Below are 18,225 nucleotides of genomic sequence, written 5' to 3'. Positions count from 1 at the left end.
CACCAATGAAAGGGTAGCATAGGCAACCCGTTTCAAACTGTAGGCCAGCTCTCTTGAAGAGGGAGCTTGTCTACAGTTTTTTTATCTTAAATGAACACAAGCTAAATTAAAACCCAAGAAAGTTACTTGACATTATAAACTTATTAAAATATAATTACTTACATAAAGTAACCGTATAAAAAGGAGAATTCATACATGAATAAAAATGATGCAGCACAAGTTTTTTTAAGGGTGATTTTAGGTCTTACTTTTTTCATTCACGGATTGTCGAAGTTTCAAGGGGGAATAGGAAACACGGCTGGTTTTTTCAATAGCCTGGGCATTCCCGGCTTTATGGCATACATCGTGGCAGGAATCGAATTGATTGGAGGACTTGCGGTTATACTTGGTTTGGGTACAAAAATCGTTTCCGTCCTATTTGCGATCATTTTACTTGGTGCGATCGTCACGGCTAAACTGCCTGCGGGCTTTCTTGGCAACGGACAAACAGCGGGCTACGAGCTGGACTTGGCCTTGTTGGCCATTTCTGTGTATCTAGCATGTGCAAGCCGCACAGTATTTTCTGTAGATCATATGTTTTTCAATAAAAAAGGGGTGTGACAATATGAATGAAAACTTTCATCAAAAACCCGTTACTTTTGTCGGCGAGGTCAGTATAAACGTCATGAATTTGGATGATGCCATCATGTTTTATCAAGATATCATCGGTCTTCAACTACTGAAGAAGACGGATAGGCAGGCTGTGTTAACGACGGATGGAAAAACCCCGTTGCTTACCCTTGAGCAGCCCGCCGGTGTGACCCCTAAGGAAGGACGGACTTCGGGCTTATATCACTTCGCCTTGTTGCTGCCAACCCGTGCAGACTTAGCGGAGTTCTTACGCCATCTACTTCAAACGAAATATCCGTTCGGGGCGGCAGACCATGCTGTAAGTGAAGCATTGTACATCACCGATCCCGATGGAAATGGCATTGAAATCTACGTGGATCGACCATCTGATCGTTGGAAATGGGCTGATGGCGAGGTTGCAATGGGCACGGATCCCTTGGATGGAAACGACCTGCTGGAAGAAAGCGACCGCGAATGGAGCAAATTGCCTGAAGGTACCCTAATGGGACACATCCATCTGCACGTATCGGATTTACGGAAGACGGAGGAGTTTTACATGCAAGGACTTGGATTTACCGTCGTGAACCGATTCGGAGGTGCGCTTTTCACTTCCACCGGAGGATATCATCATCACATCGGCTTGAACACATGGAATGGCGTCGGCGTCCCAGCCCCTAAGGAAAATAGTGTGGGCCTAAACTGGTACACTCTCGTTTTTGCAGATGAGAAAGCGAGAAACGAAGTAACGAAACAATTGAAAGCAATCGGTGCTGTAGTGACGGAAAAAGAAGCGTACTACATTGTAGCCGATCCATCAGGAAATGAGATTCATTTAGTCGTCTAAGAAATGAACTATAGAAGAAAGCAAGGGTGAGGATAATGGGTTTTTTAAGCAGATTATTTGGAAATAAGGAAACCGCTGCAGAGGCGAATCGGAAAATGACAAAAGTACTTTTCGTGAAAGTGAACGATCGCCCGGCAGAACAGGCAATAAGCTCGAAAATGTATGACACATTTTTAAAATCGTATAAAGAGTCACACCGTACAGATGAAGTGACTGAATTGGATTTATTCAAAGAAGACCTTCCCTACTATGGCAATACCGCCATCACGGGGCTGTATAAACGCAATCAAGGGCTGGAACTGACAGCTGAAGAGGAAAAAGCCGCCAATCTGGTCGACCAATATTTAAATCAGTTCCTGGCGATGGATAAGGTGGTTTTCGCTTTCCCATTATGGAATGGAACCGCACCAGCACCGCTCATCACCTATCTATCCTATTTGGCACAAGCCGGTAAAATGTTCAATTACACGGCGGAAGGTCCAATAGGATATGCGGGCAATAAAAAAGTCATGTTACTGAACGCCCGTGGCTCGGATTATGCCTTGGAAGGAATGGCTTCTGGAGAAATGGCTGTCAATTTGGTTAAAACTATCATTAGCCTATGGGGGATCAACAATCCTGAGGCAGTGGTCATAGAAGGTCACAATCAGTACCCCGATCGGACACAAAAAATCATCAGCGATGGTTTGGAAAACGTTGCAAAAGCTGCCGCTTCATTCTAATCATAACGGAAAGGCCCTCCAAATATGGAGGGCCTTTCCCACTGCATCTGGTCATAATTCGACCGAACTCGGTCATAATCCGTCCGTCGCAGCCGATAATTCGTCCGAACTCGGTCATAATTCGTCCGTCGCAGCCGATAATTCGACCGACCCGTCCGATAATCCGGCCGTGCGGAAAAAATCAGCATGCTCAACGCAGAATCCGTCCGAACTCGGTCATAATTCGACCGACCCGCCCGATAATCCGGCCGTGCGGAAAAAAATCAGCATGTCCAACGCAGAATCCGTCCGAACTCGGTCATAATTCGACCGTCGCAGCCGATAATTCGACCGACCCGTCCGATATTCCGGCCGTGCGGAAAAAAATCAGCATGCTCAAAGCAGAATCCGTCCGAATTCAGTCATAATCCGTCCGAACTCTGTCATAATTCGACCGTCGCAGCCGATAATTCGACCGACCCGACCGATAATTCGACCGACCCGACCGATAATTCGACCGACCCGACCGATAATTCGGCCGTGCGGAAAAAAATCAGCGTGCTCAACGCAAAATCCGTCCGGTCATATATGAATTTGCTCTCCACCGCGCTGATCAATAGAAGGGTCCATAGAATGGGGGCCTTTTTGTGAAGCGTGATGCTATTTGACTTGATATTTTTTCAATCGGTATTGAAGGCTTTGGCGGCTGATATTGAGGGTTTTGGCCGCTTGTGAGATATTCATCCCATGCTCCTTCAAGACTTTCTCCAAATATTGCTTTTCGGTATTTGCTATATAATCATCCAGGGATAAAGTTGACTCTTGTGTTTCCCGTTTGTTATGGTCTTCGTCTTTAGAGGCAGGTGCTTCCTCTAGATGTGCCTTCTTTTTGAATAGAGCTGGAAGGTGGTTGGGTGAGATTTTTGTATCGCCAGGTTCGAGTAAATTCATGGCACCTTCGATGATATGCTCAAGCTCCCTGACGTTTCCTGGCCAGTCATAGTCATAAAAAAGGGCGTAAACATCTTCGCTTATTCCTTCGATATTCAATTCGAATAGTGCATTGAATTTCTCGATGAAGGATTGCGCAAGCAAAGGAATGTCCTCTTTCCGCTCACGAAGCGGCGGGATGAATAAGGAAACGACGCTTAGGCGGTAGTATAAATCTTTTCGTAAATGATCATTTGCAATGGCGTCTATTGGATCTTCGTTGATTGTCGCAATGACCCGAACATCTATTTTTTTGTCTTTCGTATCCCCGACACGGCGAATCGTCCTTTCCTGTAGGGCGCGCAGCAGCTTCGCCTGCAGATTCGGATTTAAGGAGTTGATTTCATCCAGAAGGATGGTCCCGCCTTGGGCTTGTTCGAATAATCCGGGCCTTTCAATCGAACCCGTGAACGCTCCTTTCTTCGTGCCAAACAGTATTCCTTCAATTAGGCTATCCGGGAGGGCTGCACAGTTTTGGCTAATGAAGGGATGTGTCGAGCGGCTGCTGCCATTATGGATGCTTTGGGCAAAGAGCTCCTTGCCCGTTCCCGTCTCCCCGACGATAAGGATCGAGGATGTGGTCCTGGTCGAGCGCTTGCTCTTTTCTATAACCTCCAAGAAATTCTCGCTCGTTCCAATGATGCTGTCAAACGTGTATTTGGTATCTCCCTTATTCAAAATATTATCTTTAATGAGCCTTTCCAGGTTCGTTATATCCTTGGCCACTTCAATTGCCCCGATTATCCGTTGGTTCTGATCCATAATCGGGAACGTATTATTGATGGTCGTGATTTCCTGCCCGAGATTATTGAAATACGTCTGCTTTGAGTTTTCGGTCTTTTTGCCGGAATGTAAGGCGCGAATCAATGTACTCTCCGTTTCCTCCTTGAACTTGAAAATCTCGTGAATCTTTTTCCCCAATACCTCATCGGATTCCATGCCTTCAATTTCAGCCATTTTTTTGTTATATACAATCGTACGTCCTTTTGTATCAATGATATGTATCCCACTATCGATCACATCCACAAGTGAGTAGAGGATGGTCTGGAAACCTTCTATTTTTATGATTTGGTCTAAATACATGAGTGCCTCCCCGTTTATTTCATATGTTAGAGCTTATTGTAGAGGAATGGAAGAAAAGGTGCAATGAAAATTTGCGCAGCAAGATGGTTTTGCGGATAGGTGCAAAATTATTTTGCGAAAAAAGGGGGAAAGGCTGCTTTTTTATGATGAAACAGTTTGGCATGAATTTTGCATCTAATAAAAGTACAGGGTTTGAAGCTGCAAAATATAGATTAGAGCAAAAAATAATGGCATACTATAAAAATTTTGCCCTGAACGTGTTGAATTTCATGCAAAATATTAATTATTTTGATAAAAATGAAAAGTTGGCACGGAACTTGCTTATTAAATAAGGGAGAAGTAAAAACATAAATAAACTTTAGGGAGATGAGCCATAATGGTCCAACCATATAAACACGAACCATTTACTAATTTTAAACTCGAAGAAAACGATAAAGCTTTTCAAGCGGCATTGAATGAAGTAGCTAATGAGTTAGGGAAGAAATACCCGCTAGTCATTAATGGGGAAAAAGTGTTTACTGATGAAGTCATTACCTCTGTAAACCCAGCAAATAAAGAAGAAGTCATTGGAATGGTTTCCAAAGCGAACAAGGATTTGGCCGAGCAAGCCATGCAAGCGGCAGATCAGACATTCCAAACCTGGAGAAAAACGAAAGCGGAAGTTCGTGCAAATATTTTATTCAGGGCTGCAGCCATCGTTCGCAGAAGAAAACATTATTTCTCGGCGCTATTGGTCAAAGAAGCAGGGAAGCCTTGGAATGAAGCGGATGCAGATACAGCGGAAGCAATCGATTTCATGGAATACTACGCACGTCAAATGCTGAAGCTTAAAGACGGCATGCCAGTGGAAAGCCGTCCGATTGAACACAATGCATTCAGCTATGTTCCACTTGGTGTCGGTGTCATCATCTCACCTTGGAATTTCCCGTTTGCGATCATGGCAGGGATGACGACGGCTGCTCTTGTTTCAGGTAATACGGTTCTATTGAAACCAGCCAGTACAACGCCGGTCATTGCAGCCAAATTCATCGAAGTATTGGAAGAAGCGGGCTTGCCTGCAGGAGTCGTGAACTTCATTCCAGGAAGCGGTGCCGAAGTGGGCGATTATTTAGTGGATCATCACCGTACACGTTTCATTAGCTTTACTGGATCTCGTGATGTCGGAATTCGTATTTATGAGCGTGCGGCAAAAGTTCATGAAGGTCAAATTTGGTTAAAACGTGTCATCGCTGAAATGGGTGGTAAAGATACGATCGTCGTTGATAAAGAGGCTGATCTGGAATTGGCGGCACAATCAATCGTCGCTTCTGCATTCGGATTCTCCGGACAGAAATGTTCAGCTTGCTCACGTACCGTCGTAGTGGAAGATGTGTATGATCAAGTCTTGGATCGTGTCATTGAATTAACGAAAGAGAAAACGGTCGGGGAGCCATCGGATGTTAACAACTTCATGGGTCCTGTCATCGATCAAGCCGCTTACGACAAAGTCATGAGCTACGTGGAAATCGGTAAAAAAGAAGGGAAAGTTGTTGCAGGGGGAGAAGGGGACAATTCAAAAGGTTTCTTCATCCAGCCGACGATCATTGCCGATGTGGATGAGAACGCACGTGTCATGAAAGAAGAGATTTTCGGACCGGTTGTAGCGTTCTGTAAGGCAAAGGATTTCAATCATGCCATCGAAATTGCCAACAACACGGATTATGGTTTAACAGGCGCGGTCATCTCGAATAACATTGAACATATCGAACAGGCGCGTGAGGATTTCCACGTCGGTAACTTGTACTTCAATCGCGGCTGTACAGGAGCCATTGTAGGATACCAGCCATTTGGCGGCTTCAATATGTCAGGAACGGATTCAAAAGCGGGCGGTCCCGATTATTTAGTTCTTCACCTTCAAGGAAAAACAACATCGGAAACGCTATAAATTAGGGGGAATCAATATGACAACAATTACGGAAAAATTAATCGAGCAAACGGAACAATATGGTGCAAACAATTATAATCCACTACCGATCGTCATTTCGAAGGCAGAAGGAGTTTGGGTGGAAGACCCAGAAGGCAACAAATATATGGATATGTTAAGTGCTTATTCAGCAGTGAACCAAGGGCACAGGCATCCGAAGATCATCGACGAATTAAAAAAACAAGCGGATCGCGTGACATTGACGTCTCGTGCGTTCCACAGCGATAAATTGGGCCCATGGTATGAAATGGTTTCGCGCCTCACGCAAAAAGACATGGCACTGCCGATGAACACAGGTGCCGAAGCCGTTGAAACAGCCATCAAAGCGGTTAGACGCTGGGGCTATGATGTTAAGGGAATCGCAGAAAACCAAGCTGAAATCATCGCTTGTATCGGAAATTTCCATGGACGTACGATGGCAGCCGTATCTCTGTCTTCCGATGAGGAATACAGAAGGGGCTTCGGACCGATGCTGCCAGGAATCAAGCTTATCCCTTACGGCGATCTTGATGCATTGAAAGCAGCGATTACACCGCAAACGGCTGGATTTTTAATCGAACCGATTCAAGGGGAAGCAGGAATCATCATCCCGCCTCAAGGATTCCTGAAAGAAGCGTATGACTTATGTAAAGAAAATAATGTCTTGTTCGTTTCTGATGAAATCCAATCAGGACTTGGCCGGTCAGGGAAAATGTTCGCCTCTGACTGGGACGGAGTCGTTCCAGATATGTACATTTTAGGCAAGGCACTAGGCGGCGGGGTTTTCCCGATCTCTTGCGTAGCTGCAAACCGTGAAATCCTTGGCGTATTCAATCCTGGTTCCCATGGTTCCACATTCGGTGGCAATCCATTGGCGTGTGCGGTTTCCATCGCTTCATTGGAAGTCCTTGAAGAGGAGAAGCTTGCGGAGCGTTCCTTGGAGCTTGGCCAATACTTTATGGATCGTTTGAAAGAAATCAAGAATCCAATGATTAAAGATATCCGCGGCAGGGGCTTGTTCATCGGAGTCGAATTGACGGAAGCTGCAAGGCCTTATTGCGAGCAGCTAAAAGAAGAAAAACTGCTATGTAAAGAAACGCATGATACAGTCATCCGTTTTGCACCGCCGCTAGTGATCACGAAAGAAGATTTGGACTGGGCAATCGAACGCATCAATAAAGTTTTATCTTAATTACTATCCCTATGAGGTGAATCCATTGAGTACAACAATCAAAGAAGAAAAAGAAACTGCCAGCTTGCTAGAATCAACACAGGTCGTAATCAAGGAGGCGCTCGGTAAGCTTGGCTACTCCGAAGAAGTGTTCGAGCTTTTGAAGGAACCTCTTCGCATGCTGACTGTCCGCATTCCCATTAAGATGGATGACAATACGACGAAGATATTCACTGGATATCGGGCCCAGCATAATGATGCAGTCGGTCCGACAAAAGGCGGAATCCGTTTCCATCCTGAAGTCGATGAGGAGGAGGTCAAGGCACTTTCCATGTGGATGAGCTTGAAATGCGGCATTGTGAATCTCCCTTATGGCGGAGGGAAAGGCGGCATCATCTGTGACCCGCGCCAAATGTCGATAGGTGAATTGGAGAGGCTTAGCCGCGGGTATGTCCGGGCGATCAGCCAGATAGTCGGACCGACGAAAGATATTCCGGCTCCGGATGTTTATACGAATTCACAAATCATGGCATGGATGATGGATGAATACAGTAGAATAAGAGAGCACGATTCTCCTGGGTTCATTACCGGCAAGCCACTGGTCCTTGGTGGTTCACAGGGCAGGGAAAAGGCCACGGCGCAAGGTGTCACGATTTGTATTGAAGAAGCGGCTAAACGTAAGGGCATTGAACTGAAGGGTGCTCGTATCATCGTCCAAGGATTCGGGAATGCTGGAAGCTTTTTAGCCAAGTTCATGCATGATGCAGGTGCGAAGGTGATTGGCATTTCAGACGCATACGGTGCTTTATATAACCCGGATGGCCTGGATATCAACTACTTGCTTGATAAAAGGGATAGCTTTGGAACGGTTACGACACTATTCGAAAATAAAATCACCAACCAAGAGCTTCTCGAGCAAGATTGTGATATTTTAGTTCCGGCTGCCATTTCCAACCAGATCACCAAGGAAAATGCACATCTTATCAAAGCCCAAATTGTCGTGGAAGCAGCGAATGGCCCGACCACTTTGGAGGCAACCAAGATCTTGACGGAACGCAATGTGCTTCTTGTGCCGGATGTATTGGCAAGTTCAGGCGGTGTGACGGTTTCTTACTTTGAATGGGTACAAAATAATCAGGGTTACTATTGGGAAGATGAAGAAGTCCAAAGAAAATTAAAAGAGCTATTGGTCAGCTCATTCAACCAAGTGTATGAGATGTCCGAGACAAGAAAGGTGAATATGAGGCTGGCGGCATACATGGTGGGAGTCAGGAAAATGGCAGAAGCCTCGATATTCCGCGGCTGGGTATAAGCCCTTAGTCAAATAATGAAGAGTGGAGGAGTGATTCCGTGCTAAAACCGATCCATGCCATCGAATGTGCCCAGAATGGGACCATCGAACAGGTGTACATTCAAAAGAATTCCTATGTTTATGAATGGGAGAGGCTTTTTCTAGTGAAGACGGAAGATGGGAAATTGATCGATGTTTCAATAGGTGCAAGTGGTCATATCACTGAAATTAATGTCACGGCAGGGGATCCTATAAATGGAAAGCTACCTTTAGCTTTGCTCCAAGACGATTTCGTTATAACTGGCTCTGATTGATGATGAAAAAGAGGGTGTTCCAAAAGCGGAGGCTATTCTGCTTTTGGGATGCTCTTTTTTGTTGTTTTTAGATGATAGGGGAAAGCTTGACTGCCTTGGCTTCTGGATCAAAGGCATATCCTCATTTTCACCTTCATAGACTGATAGGGGAAGGCGTTTTGAAGGAAATAAGCGTTCGAGTGATGATGATTCCCTCGTTTCGGCTGTATTCGTTAGTTTATGGGAATTTATACCCACAAATGGTGAAAATATGTTAAAATCTAAACGAGGTAAAAAACAACTGGCTTTATTACTGGATATTTCAGTGATGCTGCCGTAAAGGGGAGATCAATTAAAGGATGAGAATATCCGAGTTAAAAAAGAAAGGTCTTGAATCGTTAAAAGGTAAATGGGGAAAAGCCGTTTCACTCATGCTGCTCCTATTCTTGATCAATGTCATACTGCCGTACATTGTCGAAGTGATCGGAAGCGGAGGCTTCGTACAGTGGTTCGATCAGGAAGGAACGCCGTTATGGTCGGATATCTTCGGAACGGTGCTGTCCATCGTTTTAATACCGCTAACTATAGCGACCACTTGGTTCTACCTGGATCTAGTCAGGAAAGGAAACCCTGAAATTACCGAGGTATTCGCTATCTATAAAGATGGGAAAACCTCCTTGAAGCTGATTGGCGGCTCGATTTTACAAGCTATTTTCATATTTTTATGGTCATTATTATTAATCATACCGGGTATCATCAAAAGCATCGCCTATTCTCAACTGTTTTTCTTATTGAGGGACCATCCGCAATATACAATACTGGAGGCCATTACAGAGAGCAGAAAAAGGATGAATGGATTGAAATGGAAGTACTTCCTTATGAACCTTAGCTTCATAGGCTGGGGATTCCTCTGCCTCTTTACGGTGGGGATTGGGCTATTATGGCTGATTCCTTATATCGGGACAACACTGGCAGCATTCTATGACGAGTTGATTGTCCTTCAGGAAGATGAGCAGCCAATAGAAGGATAAAGACTGTGACCGATAGCGATAGGGCTATCGGTTTTTTTATTTCCCTTTTCCCTTAAAAAAATACATCTGATGTATAATGGAATGGTGAGTTTGCAAATTAGGGGGATTAAATGGTGAGTAGTTATAATATTGCGGATATCATATATCAGTTTTTTTTCCTTGCCTTTTTCATCTTGATCATCGTTGGTGCCATTTCCTTATTCCGATCCATCAAGCACAGGAAAACGAGGTTGGATATCATGGAAAAGAAGCTGGATGATTTGCATCAACAGTTACGGAAGGACTGAATGACAGTCGCAGGCGGCGGTCTTCAGATTGTAGACAAACTCCATTAAGTCGGGTTTGTCTATTTTTTTTGGTTTCGATATTTGTACATTTCATTTCACTGCAGGCGGTCCCGCGGAATCCTCCTCTATAGGGCCACCCACCCTTGGACGTTTCGTATACCTGCTCCATCCCAGTTGTTCGGAGTGGATTGGTGTTGTGGTTTGTTGCGGCTTTTTGAAGCATGTGATTATCAAACTATTTTAGGATAATTTATTAAGGGTGCTGCTCGTAAAGCTGTAGGCTTTATCTCGGCATTTGAGAGACATAAAGATTTTGAAAAAGAAAGGGAAATGTAAAAAATAAGCAATTATACATGGAGGTGAGGGGAGATTTCACGTTAGGAGTTAGGATGGATGATGCATGGTTTGTGACCAATATTTACCCTATACTGGAATAGAAGAATCTGTTAATGATCTATCAGGAATGCACGACACTATAACTAATCGATGAAGAATGTGAATGTTGAGCATTCAATCCTTTTGTTAGGGACCTTTAAGAAGTGGGAGGAGTCGGTATCATGAAAGAAATTATTGCAGTAAAAGAAATTACGCAGTTTACAACTCGAACGGAGGAATTCAGTCCGTACGCTTGGTGTAAAGAGATGCTCGAAAATGATCCTGTGAGCTATCACGAGGGAACAGATACGTGGAATGTTTTTAAATACGAGCATGTTAAACTGGTTCTAGGTGATTATAAGCATTTTTCGAGCGAGAGGAAGCGTACCACGATATCGGTTGGAGTCGATAGTAAGGAAGGCTCTGCACCGGATAAGATCAAACTTACTGAAGTCGATCCGCCTGATCATAGAAAACGCCGTTCGCTGCTGGCCGCTGCCTTTACACCTAGAAGCCTTCAAAACTGGGAACCTCGAATTCAAGAGATTACAGATCAATTGATGGAGCAAATGGAGGGGAAATCGGAAATCGATATTGTTTCCGCATTGGCAAGCCCTCTCCCGATCATTGTGATGTCCGATTTGATGGGCGTTCCCTCGAAAGATCGCCTGTTGTTCAAAGAATGGGTCGATACCCTATTCCTTCCTTTTGATAAAAAAACACAGGATGAAGTCAATGAAAGGAAGAAGGTTGCCGCACGGGAATATTATGAGTATTTATTTCCAATTGTTGTACAGAAACGATTGAATCCGGCCGATGATATCATTTCCGATTTATTGCAGGCTGAGGTCGATGGCGAAAGGTTTACCGATGATGAAGTGGTGCGCACCACGATGCTGATATTGGGGGCAGGGGTCGAGACGACCAGTCATTTACTTGCCAATACTTTTTATTCCTTGCTCTATGATGATGATACGGTTTATCAGGAATTGCATGAAAACCTGGATTTAGTTCCGCAAGCGGTAGAGGAGATGCTTCGCTTCCGGTTCAATTTAACCAAATTGGACAGGACGGTGTCGGAAGATAACGATTTATTGGGCGTAAAACTGAAAAAAGGCGATACCGTTGTGGCGTGGATGAGTGCGGCAAATATGGATGAAGATATGTTTGAGGACGCTTTCACCCTTAATATCCACCGCCCCAACAACAAGAAGCATCTAGCTTTTGGAAATGGGCCGCATTTCTGCTTAGGGGCTCCGTTAGCCCGCTTGGAAGCAAAGATTGCACTTACCTCATTCCTGAAAAAGTTCAAGAAAATTGAACCGGTGGCAGCTTTTCAATTGGAGGATCATCTCACCGATTCGGCGACCGGACAGACGCTGACATCCATGCCGCTTAAAGTCCACCGTACTCTCTAAGATCGAAAAACCCTTATGCGTGAATCTGCATAAGGGTTTATTTCGTTTCAGCAAAATCAGATGGCCAATAAGCGGCAAGCCAAGCATGTTGCTGCCAACCTTTCTCTCCTCCTTCCATAAAAAAGTCCTTTCGGATTCACAACCAAACATCGCTTTCCCTTTCCTGAAATCAATCATTCTTCATCATATCTCTTACTCTAAAGTAACCTTAAGTTGAGGTGGCGGGGATGGATAGAGTAGTATGAAAAGTGGAACGGTTGCAATTTCGGTCTGTTTACGCTCATATTGGCCGTGTTACCGCATTTTTTTGCGCGGGGATCGACCAAGGCAGGCTGATATTAGGAATCGGTATGAAGAAGCGAGCTTTGAATAGTGAAAGGATGTTATGATGAAATTAAAGCTGCAATTAATGATTGCCTTTATAGTGAGTGTGTTTGCCTTAATCGGATTTAGCTTCATGGCTTTTGCCGTTAGTGCCAATGATTATTTGAAATTTGACAGTGAGGTCATTTCCGTTGTGCAGGGGTGGGAGTCGCCGATACTGACAGGAATCATGAAGTTCTTTACATATATAGGATCCACTGGTTCCATTATCATCCTATCCTTGTTCATTTTGATTTTTTTATACAAGGTATTGAAGCATCGTTTGGAGTTAGTCTTGTTCATTGCCGTCATGGCTGGATCTCCTCTCCTCAATGCAGTGGTCAAGCTTTGCTTTCAAAGGACAAGGCCCGATTTACATCGTCTCATCGAAATAGGTGGCTATAGCTTCCCGAGTGGACATGCAATGAATGCCATGTCGTTATACGGAATTCTCACCTTTTTGCTGTGGCGGCACATTAAGGTTAAGTGGGGGAGGATGCTCCTGATTGTGATGAGCACATTGATGATCCTCACAATCGGAATAAGTCGCATTTACTTGGGAGTCCATTATCCTAGTGATATAATAGCGGGTTATTTGGCAGGCGGTTTTTGGATTGCGATGTCGATTTGGTTCTTCCAAAGATATCAGGACCGCCGGCAGGATAAAAGTGGCTGAATAAAAAAAGAGCTGGATAAGTCAATGGCTTCGCTACAATTTTTGTGATTCCATATAGTAAGGAGCATTTGAAATGGAAAACTGGATTACGCAATTCATGAATGATTTTGGTTATATCGGTATCTTTCTCTTAATAGCACTGGAAAATATTTTCCCGCCCATCCCATCGGAGGTCATCCTGACTTTTGGCGGTTTCATGACAACGACGGCGAATATGACGATCCTTGGCGTCGTGATTGCGTCGACCTTTGGATCAGTGGCGGGGGCAGTCATCCTTTATTGGATCGGTTCCATTCTTGATGTGAAAATCATTGAAAGATTCGTCGAAAGGTGGGGGCACATTTTCCGGTTAACGGTATCTGATGTCCATAAAGCGAACGCTTGGTTTGATAAGTACGGTGCCTGGACCGTGTTCTTCTGCAGGCTCGTTCCGTTGATCAGGAGCTTGATCTCGCTCCCAGCTGGGATGTCGCACATGAACTTTTGGCTGTTCCTGTTATATACAACATCAGGAACGTTGATTTGGAACATCCTTTTAGTGAATATCGGGGCGGCAGTCGGATCTTCTTGGGAAGACATCGTAGGGTATATGGATATTTATTCAAACATCGTGTATGCGATATTGGCGTTGCTATTCATTCTTTTCATTGTCTTGATTTTCAGGAGAAATAAAGGCAATGTGAAATAATTGGATGCATGTACCTTCCAAATATAAATAAAATTCAATAAATCTCAAAGACTGTCGATGGGCAGTCTTTTTTCTTTTGTCTTTCAATCCGAAATGAGCGGAGGAACACAGAATAAAGGGTATACCCTTTGGACAAAATGAGTGAAACGAAAAAGGAATGAGGGTCGGTGCAATGGTTTCTTTTTTCAAACAAAAAAGACAAGGTAAGCAGGAGACGAAAAAGGAAGAGGAAAAACGATCGAAAACGACTGATTATATAGAAAGCTCCCTTTCTGCCAATATGGAAATCGTGAAGCAAAGAACGGGAAACAGTCCGGATATCATTATCAGGACGTTAAAAATCAGCAAAAACCCTGAAATGAAAACGACCATCGTGTATGTCCAGGGTCTGATCGATAATCCCAGCGTTACGGATTTTTTAATTGAATCGATGATGAAGAACCCTCATCTGTCGGAGAAAATACTTCCGCAAGAAGCGTTGGAAGTAATCTCGGAAGACGTGGTTTCCCTCGGTGGTGTAGCCAACGTCAACGACTGGGAAAAATTATTTTTGGCATTATTGTCAGGCGATAGCATCATTTTTGTTGATGGGATAGGCACAGCGCTGGTTGCCAGTACAAAAGGGGGGGAACGGCGCTCCATTCAAGAGCCAAGCACCCATCTGACCGTCAGGGGATCGCGGGAGGGCTTTACTGAATCGATCGAAACGAACATCTCCATGCTGCGCCGCATCATCAACACTCCCGACCTATGGATCGAATCGATGAAAATAGGGACGGTGACAAAAACGGATGTTTCGATCATGTACATAAACGGGATTGTAAAAAAGGGAATCGTCACAGAGGTCAAGAAACGCTTAAAGCGGATCAATATCGATAGCATTCTTGAATCGGGATATATCGAACAATTGATAGAAGACCAGGTCATGACTCCCTTCCCCACCATGAATCATACGGAAAGACCGGATATGGTCGCTGGTAATCTCCTGGAAGGCAGAGTTGCGATCTTCGTTAATGGTACCCCTTTCGTCCTCGTGGCACCTGCTTTGTTCGTCCAGTTTTTCCAGTCTGTCGAAGACTACTATAATCGCTTTGATATTGCATCGGCCACCCGTTTCTTGCGGATTATCGTTTTTATCATTTCAATCGTGGGACCTGCCCTCTATGTGGCGGCAACGACCTTCCATCAGGAAATGATTCCGACGAAATTGCTGGTCATCGTTGCGGCGCAAAGGGAAACGGTGCCATTGCCTGCCGTCATTGAAGCCCTTCTCATGGAGATTACCTTTGAAATCCTGAGGGAGGCAAGCCTTCGGATGCCAAAGGCCGTTGGCGGGACGATGTCCATTGTCGGTGCGCTGGTCATTGGGCAGGCGGCAGTACAGGCCGGCATCGTTTCTCCGGCCATGGTCATCATCGTCTCGATTACGGCGATTGCAAGCTTTGCGACACCTTCTTATTCTATTGCCATTTCAGCCCGCTTAGTCCGTTTTGCCTTTATCATTTGTGCTGGCGTATTGGGTCTTTATGGCATGATCTTAGCCTTTATCATCCTCATCGTCCATTTATGCAGCCTGCGTTCGTTCGGTGTCCCTTATATGTCACCGCTTGCACCGCTGAACCCGCAAGGATTGGGAGACACCTTCTTCAGAAGACCGATGTGGGCGTTCAAGGAAAGGCCCAAATTAATAAGCTCGAAAGGAAACTTGAAACGGGAAGGCGATAATCAAAGACCATTGCCTCCTGAATCGCGTGGAATGAAAACATCTGACGAGGGGAGTGGGGATGGAAATGAATCGTAAACGGCTCGTTCTGCTATTGATGCTGATGGGTACGGCCTTCACCTCCGGCTGTTGGGACAAAACCGAATTGAACGAAATGTCGATCGTTTCTGCCGTTGGAATCGATAAAAATAATGATGGCAAGCTGGTTGGAACGTTTCAAATCATTAATCCGGTCAATGTGGCGGGTTCGCTCCAGGGCGGAGGGGGAACCAATCCCCCCATCTCCATTTACCGGGCCACTGGAGATAATGTGCTTGAGCTGGATAGCAACGCTTCAACCAAGATTTCCCGTGATATGTATTTTGCTCATGCGAATCTTATCGTCATAGGTGAGGAGGTTGCAAAAGAAATGGGGATTAACTCCATCCTGGATGCGTTTGAGCGCTCCCCGGAATTCAGGGCCACTACGAGGATCGTCATTGCCCGGGGTGTAAAAGCAAAGGATATCGTCGAAACACTGACGGCGATTGATAAAGTATCGGCTGAAAAAGTCATCAAAACGATTGAATCGACGGAAAAGCAGCAGGGTGGAAGCATTAACGTCAACCTTCAAGAGGTGATCAAGAATCTCGTCAGCTCCGGAAAAGAGCCATTAATCAGTGGCTTTACAGTGAGGGGAAATACCGGTAAAGAAAATAAAATGGAGAATACCCAATCTTCCAGTATAGCGGCCAATCCAAATGCCGTTGGAATAGGCGTTTTTAAAGATGGCAAATTAGTGGACTGGCTGGATGGTAATCAAGCAATAGGAACAATGTGGGTCATGGATAGGATTGTCAATACGAATGTTAACATCAATTGGGGAGGAAAAAAAGGGGCAGTCACCTATCAGGTGCTTCGCCAAAAAACCAACATCAAGCCAAGAATGAAAAATGGCAAACCCAAAATGTATATTACGGTCCGAGCGGAAGGAGATATTCGCGAGGTGAATGTTCCTCTTGATCTTGCCAGTCCGCATGAGCTGATAGACATTGAAAAGATGCTAGCAAAGGATCTGAAGAAGGAGATGGAGAATGCGATCGCCATAGCCCAAAAAAATAAATCTGACATTTTTGGCTTTGGGGAAATTATTCACGAGTCTCACCCTAAATATTGGAAAAAACATGAAGAGGATTGGGATGATGCGACTTTTCCCAAGTTGGAAGCGGAGATACAGGTAGAGACCTTCATCCGTCGCACAGGACTGCGGAATAAACCGTATCTATCGGACATTAAAAAGGGCGATCAATAAAGGAAGGGAAGTGGCAATCACATGGAAAAGGCAAAAATCAGCGGCTACCAGCTTTTTGTCCTCATTTTCTTGTTTGAAATGGGCAGTGCACTTTTGGTTCCTCTTGCAGGTGAAGCCAAACAGGGTGCCTGGCTGGTCATTCTCATGGCGACGATTGGCGGCATTTTATTGTTTTTCGTTTATTATGCCCTCTTTCGCTACTACCCAGATCAGCTCTTGACTGAATTTGTAAGGAGTATATTGGGCAATTTTTTGGGCAGGATCGTGGCTTTCCTATATATTTTATATTTTATGTACCTTGCAGCAAGGGTTTTGCGGGATTTCGGCGAGACACTGCTTACCTTTGCCTATCCACACGTTCCGATATTTTTTGCCAATGCAGCCTTCATTATTGTTGTGATATATACGGTCCGTAAAGGGGTGGAGGTACTGGCAAGGACGGGGGAACTATTCTTTGTGCTGGAGAATTTACTTTTCATGACTTTCATTCTTCTTATAATCGTTTCAGGTATGATTCATATGAACAACCTGAAACCCGTCTTTGAAATCGGTGTTCTCGAAATGGGCAAGATGGCCTTCACGAAAACGATTTTCTTTCCTTTTGGAGAGCTGATTGTCTTTTTAATGATTTTCCCTTATTTGAACGAGCCTCAGAGACTGAAGAAAATTGGTGTCGCTGGTTTGGCAGCAAGCGGGATTTTCCTTTCTTTCACTATGGCAATGAATATTGCGGTGCTTGGAGTGGACCTGACTTTACGCTCCCAATATCCGCTGCTGACCCTCATTCAATCAATCGAGGTCGCTGGCTTTTTGGAACGGCTTGATGTTTATTTTTTGTTGAAGCTAATGATTGGCGGGTTCATCAAAATAACCGTTTTCACCTATGTAGCGGTAATCGGCACGGCCAATGTGTTCAATGTGAAGCAAGCATCAAGACTTGCCTATCCGGTCGGCATCGTCATTTTGCTCGTATCGGTCGTGATAGCAAGCAGCTATTCGGAGCATATCCATGAAGGGCTAGGCGCCGTACCGATGTATATCCACCTCCCATTCCAGATCATCATTCCGCTGCTTCTTTTAATGATTGCTTTTTTCAAGAACCGGAAAAAAACGAACAAGCACCAGCGACAAAATACGGAACTGAAAGGTGGAGTTGAAGAAAGATGAAATTCTTCGGTATTACGGTATTGTTGCTGGTTCCATTAGTGCTCTTTTCATTAGGGATGGATATTCTTTTAGGATTTGATTTGGATAATTCCGTGAAACGTGCCTTTAATCCTTTTTTGGTGAAGGACCGAGCGGAATTGATTCTGTTCGTCATACTTCTTATCATCTTATTATTCAGTTTCATTTATCGGAAAAAAGAGAAGGATAACAAATCCAAGGGGCAGCAATGAACGCTTACATAATAGATGAACTCCATTTCAAGCCTTGGTTTGAATGAGGGTT

General features: G+C 44.5%; 19 protein-coding genes. 17 read left to right on the top strand and 2 right to left on the bottom strand.

Annotated features, from left to right (window positions below; translation table 11 throughout):
* The first annotated feature begins 195 nt into the window (after window positions 1-195).
* The 3 genes from ABE28_RS18015 to ABE28_RS18005 are packed head-to-tail and all read left to right on the top strand — an operon-like array spanning window position 196 to window position 2,175.
* Entirely contained in the window at window positions 196-600 is a 405-nt protein-coding gene (locus ABE28_RS18015) for a DoxX family protein (protein WP_064465724.1), read from the top strand.
* A 4-nt stretch (window positions 601-604) separates the two neighbouring features.
* Window positions 605-1,453 carry a VOC family protein gene (locus tag ABE28_RS18010; protein ID WP_064465725.1) on the top strand — a complete coding sequence of 283 codons (849 nt, stop codon included), beginning with the start codon at window positions 605-607 and terminating at the stop codon, window positions 1,451-1,453.
* A 35-nt stretch (window positions 1,454-1,488) separates the two neighbouring features.
* Entirely contained in the window at window positions 1,489-2,175 is a 687-nt protein-coding gene (locus tag ABE28_RS18005; RefSeq protein ID WP_064465726.1) for an FMN-dependent NADH-azoreductase, read from the top strand.
* 422 nt (window positions 2,176-2,597) lie between these two features.
* Here the strand turns inward: ABE28_RS18005 and ABE28_RS25190 are convergent, their stop codons facing one another.
* A complete protein-coding gene (locus tag ABE28_RS25190; RefSeq protein ID WP_156775820.1) occupies window positions 2,598-2,771 on the bottom strand; it encodes a hypothetical protein in 174 nt (57 codons plus the stop codon).
* Between the two features lie 43 nt (window positions 2,772-2,814).
* Window positions 2,815-4,227 (bottom strand): sigma-54 interaction domain-containing protein, encoded by a 1,413-nt coding sequence (locus tag ABE28_RS18000; protein WP_083232133.1) that lies wholly within the window; start codon window positions 4,225-4,227, stop codon window positions 2,815-2,817.
* A 143-nt stretch (window positions 4,228-4,370) separates the two neighbouring features.
* On the opposite strand from ABE28_RS18000, the gene ABE28_RS17995 reads away from it, so the two are divergent.
* The 14 genes from ABE28_RS17995 to ABE28_RS17935 all read left to right on the top strand — a co-directional run bounded on the left by ABE28_RS17995 (window position 4,371) and on the right by ABE28_RS17935 (window position 18,173).
* A complete protein-coding gene (locus ABE28_RS17995) occupies window positions 4,371-4,559 on the top strand; it encodes a hypothetical protein (protein ID WP_167353413.1) in 189 nt (62 codons plus the stop codon).
* Window positions 4,560-4,603: 44 nt separating this feature from the next.
* Window positions 4,604-6,151 carry an L-glutamate gamma-semialdehyde dehydrogenase gene (pruA, locus tag ABE28_RS17990; RefSeq protein ID WP_064465729.1) on the top strand — a complete coding sequence of 516 codons (1,548 nt, stop codon included), beginning with the start codon at window positions 4,604-4,606 and terminating at the stop codon, window positions 6,149-6,151.
* A 16-nt stretch (window positions 6,152-6,167) separates the two neighbouring features.
* Window positions 6,168-7,361, top strand: a complete 1,194-nt coding sequence (locus ABE28_RS17985; RefSeq protein WP_064465730.1) for an ornithine--oxo-acid transaminase — start codon at window positions 6,168-6,170, stop codon at window positions 7,359-7,361.
* A 16-nt stretch (window positions 7,362-7,377) separates the two neighbouring features.
* Window positions 7,378-8,652 (top strand): Glu/Leu/Phe/Val family dehydrogenase, encoded by a 1,275-nt coding sequence (locus tag ABE28_RS17980; protein WP_064465731.1) that lies wholly within the window; start codon window positions 7,378-7,380, stop codon window positions 8,650-8,652.
* Window positions 8,653-8,690: 38 nt separating this feature from the next.
* Complete coding sequence (locus tag ABE28_RS17975; protein ID WP_064465732.1) at window positions 8,691-8,945, top strand: biotin/lipoyl attachment domain-containing protein; 255 nt, start codon at window positions 8,691-8,693, stop codon at window positions 8,943-8,945.
* 338 nt (window positions 8,946-9,283) lie between these two features.
* Window positions 9,284-9,955 (top strand): DUF975 family protein, encoded by a 672-nt coding sequence (locus tag ABE28_RS17970; RefSeq protein WP_064465733.1) that lies wholly within the window; start codon window positions 9,284-9,286, stop codon window positions 9,953-9,955.
* Window positions 9,956-10,065: 110 nt separating this feature from the next.
* Complete coding sequence (locus tag ABE28_RS25185) at window positions 10,066-10,242, top strand: DUF4083 domain-containing protein (RefSeq protein WP_156775819.1); 177 nt, start codon at window positions 10,066-10,068, stop codon at window positions 10,240-10,242.
* Between the two features lie 554 nt (window positions 10,243-10,796).
* Window positions 10,797-12,035 carry a cytochrome P450 gene (locus ABE28_RS17965; RefSeq protein ID WP_064465764.1) on the top strand — a complete coding sequence of 413 codons (1,239 nt, stop codon included), beginning with the start codon at window positions 10,797-10,799 and terminating at the stop codon, window positions 12,033-12,035.
* Between the two features lie 385 nt (window positions 12,036-12,420).
* Window positions 12,421-13,074 (top strand): phosphatase PAP2 family protein, encoded by a 654-nt coding sequence (locus tag ABE28_RS17960; RefSeq protein WP_257390622.1) that lies wholly within the window; start codon window positions 12,421-12,423, stop codon window positions 13,072-13,074.
* Between the two features lie 73 nt (window positions 13,075-13,147).
* Window positions 13,148-13,762, top strand: a complete 615-nt coding sequence (locus ABE28_RS17955; RefSeq protein ID WP_064465735.1) for a DedA family protein — start codon at window positions 13,148-13,150, stop codon at window positions 13,760-13,762.
* Between the two features lie 172 nt (window positions 13,763-13,934).
* On the top strand, window positions 13,935-15,563 hold the full coding sequence (locus ABE28_RS17950; RefSeq protein ID WP_064465736.1) for a spore germination protein: 1,629 nt from the start codon (window positions 13,935-13,937) through the stop codon (window positions 15,561-15,563).
* On the top strand, window positions 15,547-16,776 hold the full coding sequence (locus ABE28_RS17945) for a Ger(x)C family spore germination protein (RefSeq protein WP_257390621.1): 1,230 nt from the start codon (window positions 15,547-15,549) through the stop codon (window positions 16,774-16,776). The genes ABE28_RS17950 and ABE28_RS17945 overlap by 17 nt, the downstream gene beginning before the upstream one ends.
* Window positions 16,777-16,797: 21 nt before the next feature.
* Complete coding sequence (locus ABE28_RS17940) at window positions 16,798-17,943, top strand: GerAB/ArcD/ProY family transporter (RefSeq protein WP_064465737.1); 1,146 nt, start codon at window positions 16,798-16,800, stop codon at window positions 17,941-17,943.
* A complete protein-coding gene (locus tag ABE28_RS17935; protein ID WP_064465738.1) occupies window positions 17,940-18,173 on the top strand; it encodes a YczF family membrane protein in 234 nt (77 codons plus the stop codon). The genes ABE28_RS17940 and ABE28_RS17935 overlap by 4 nt, the downstream gene beginning before the upstream one ends.
* Window positions 18,174-18,225: the final 52 nt, after the last annotated feature.

This window comes from Peribacillus muralis (assembly GCF_001645685.2).
GTDB lineage: Bacteria > Bacillota > Bacilli > Bacillales > DSM-1321 > Peribacillus > Peribacillus muralis_A.
This window is presented reverse-complemented; position numbering and strand designations above follow the sequence as displayed.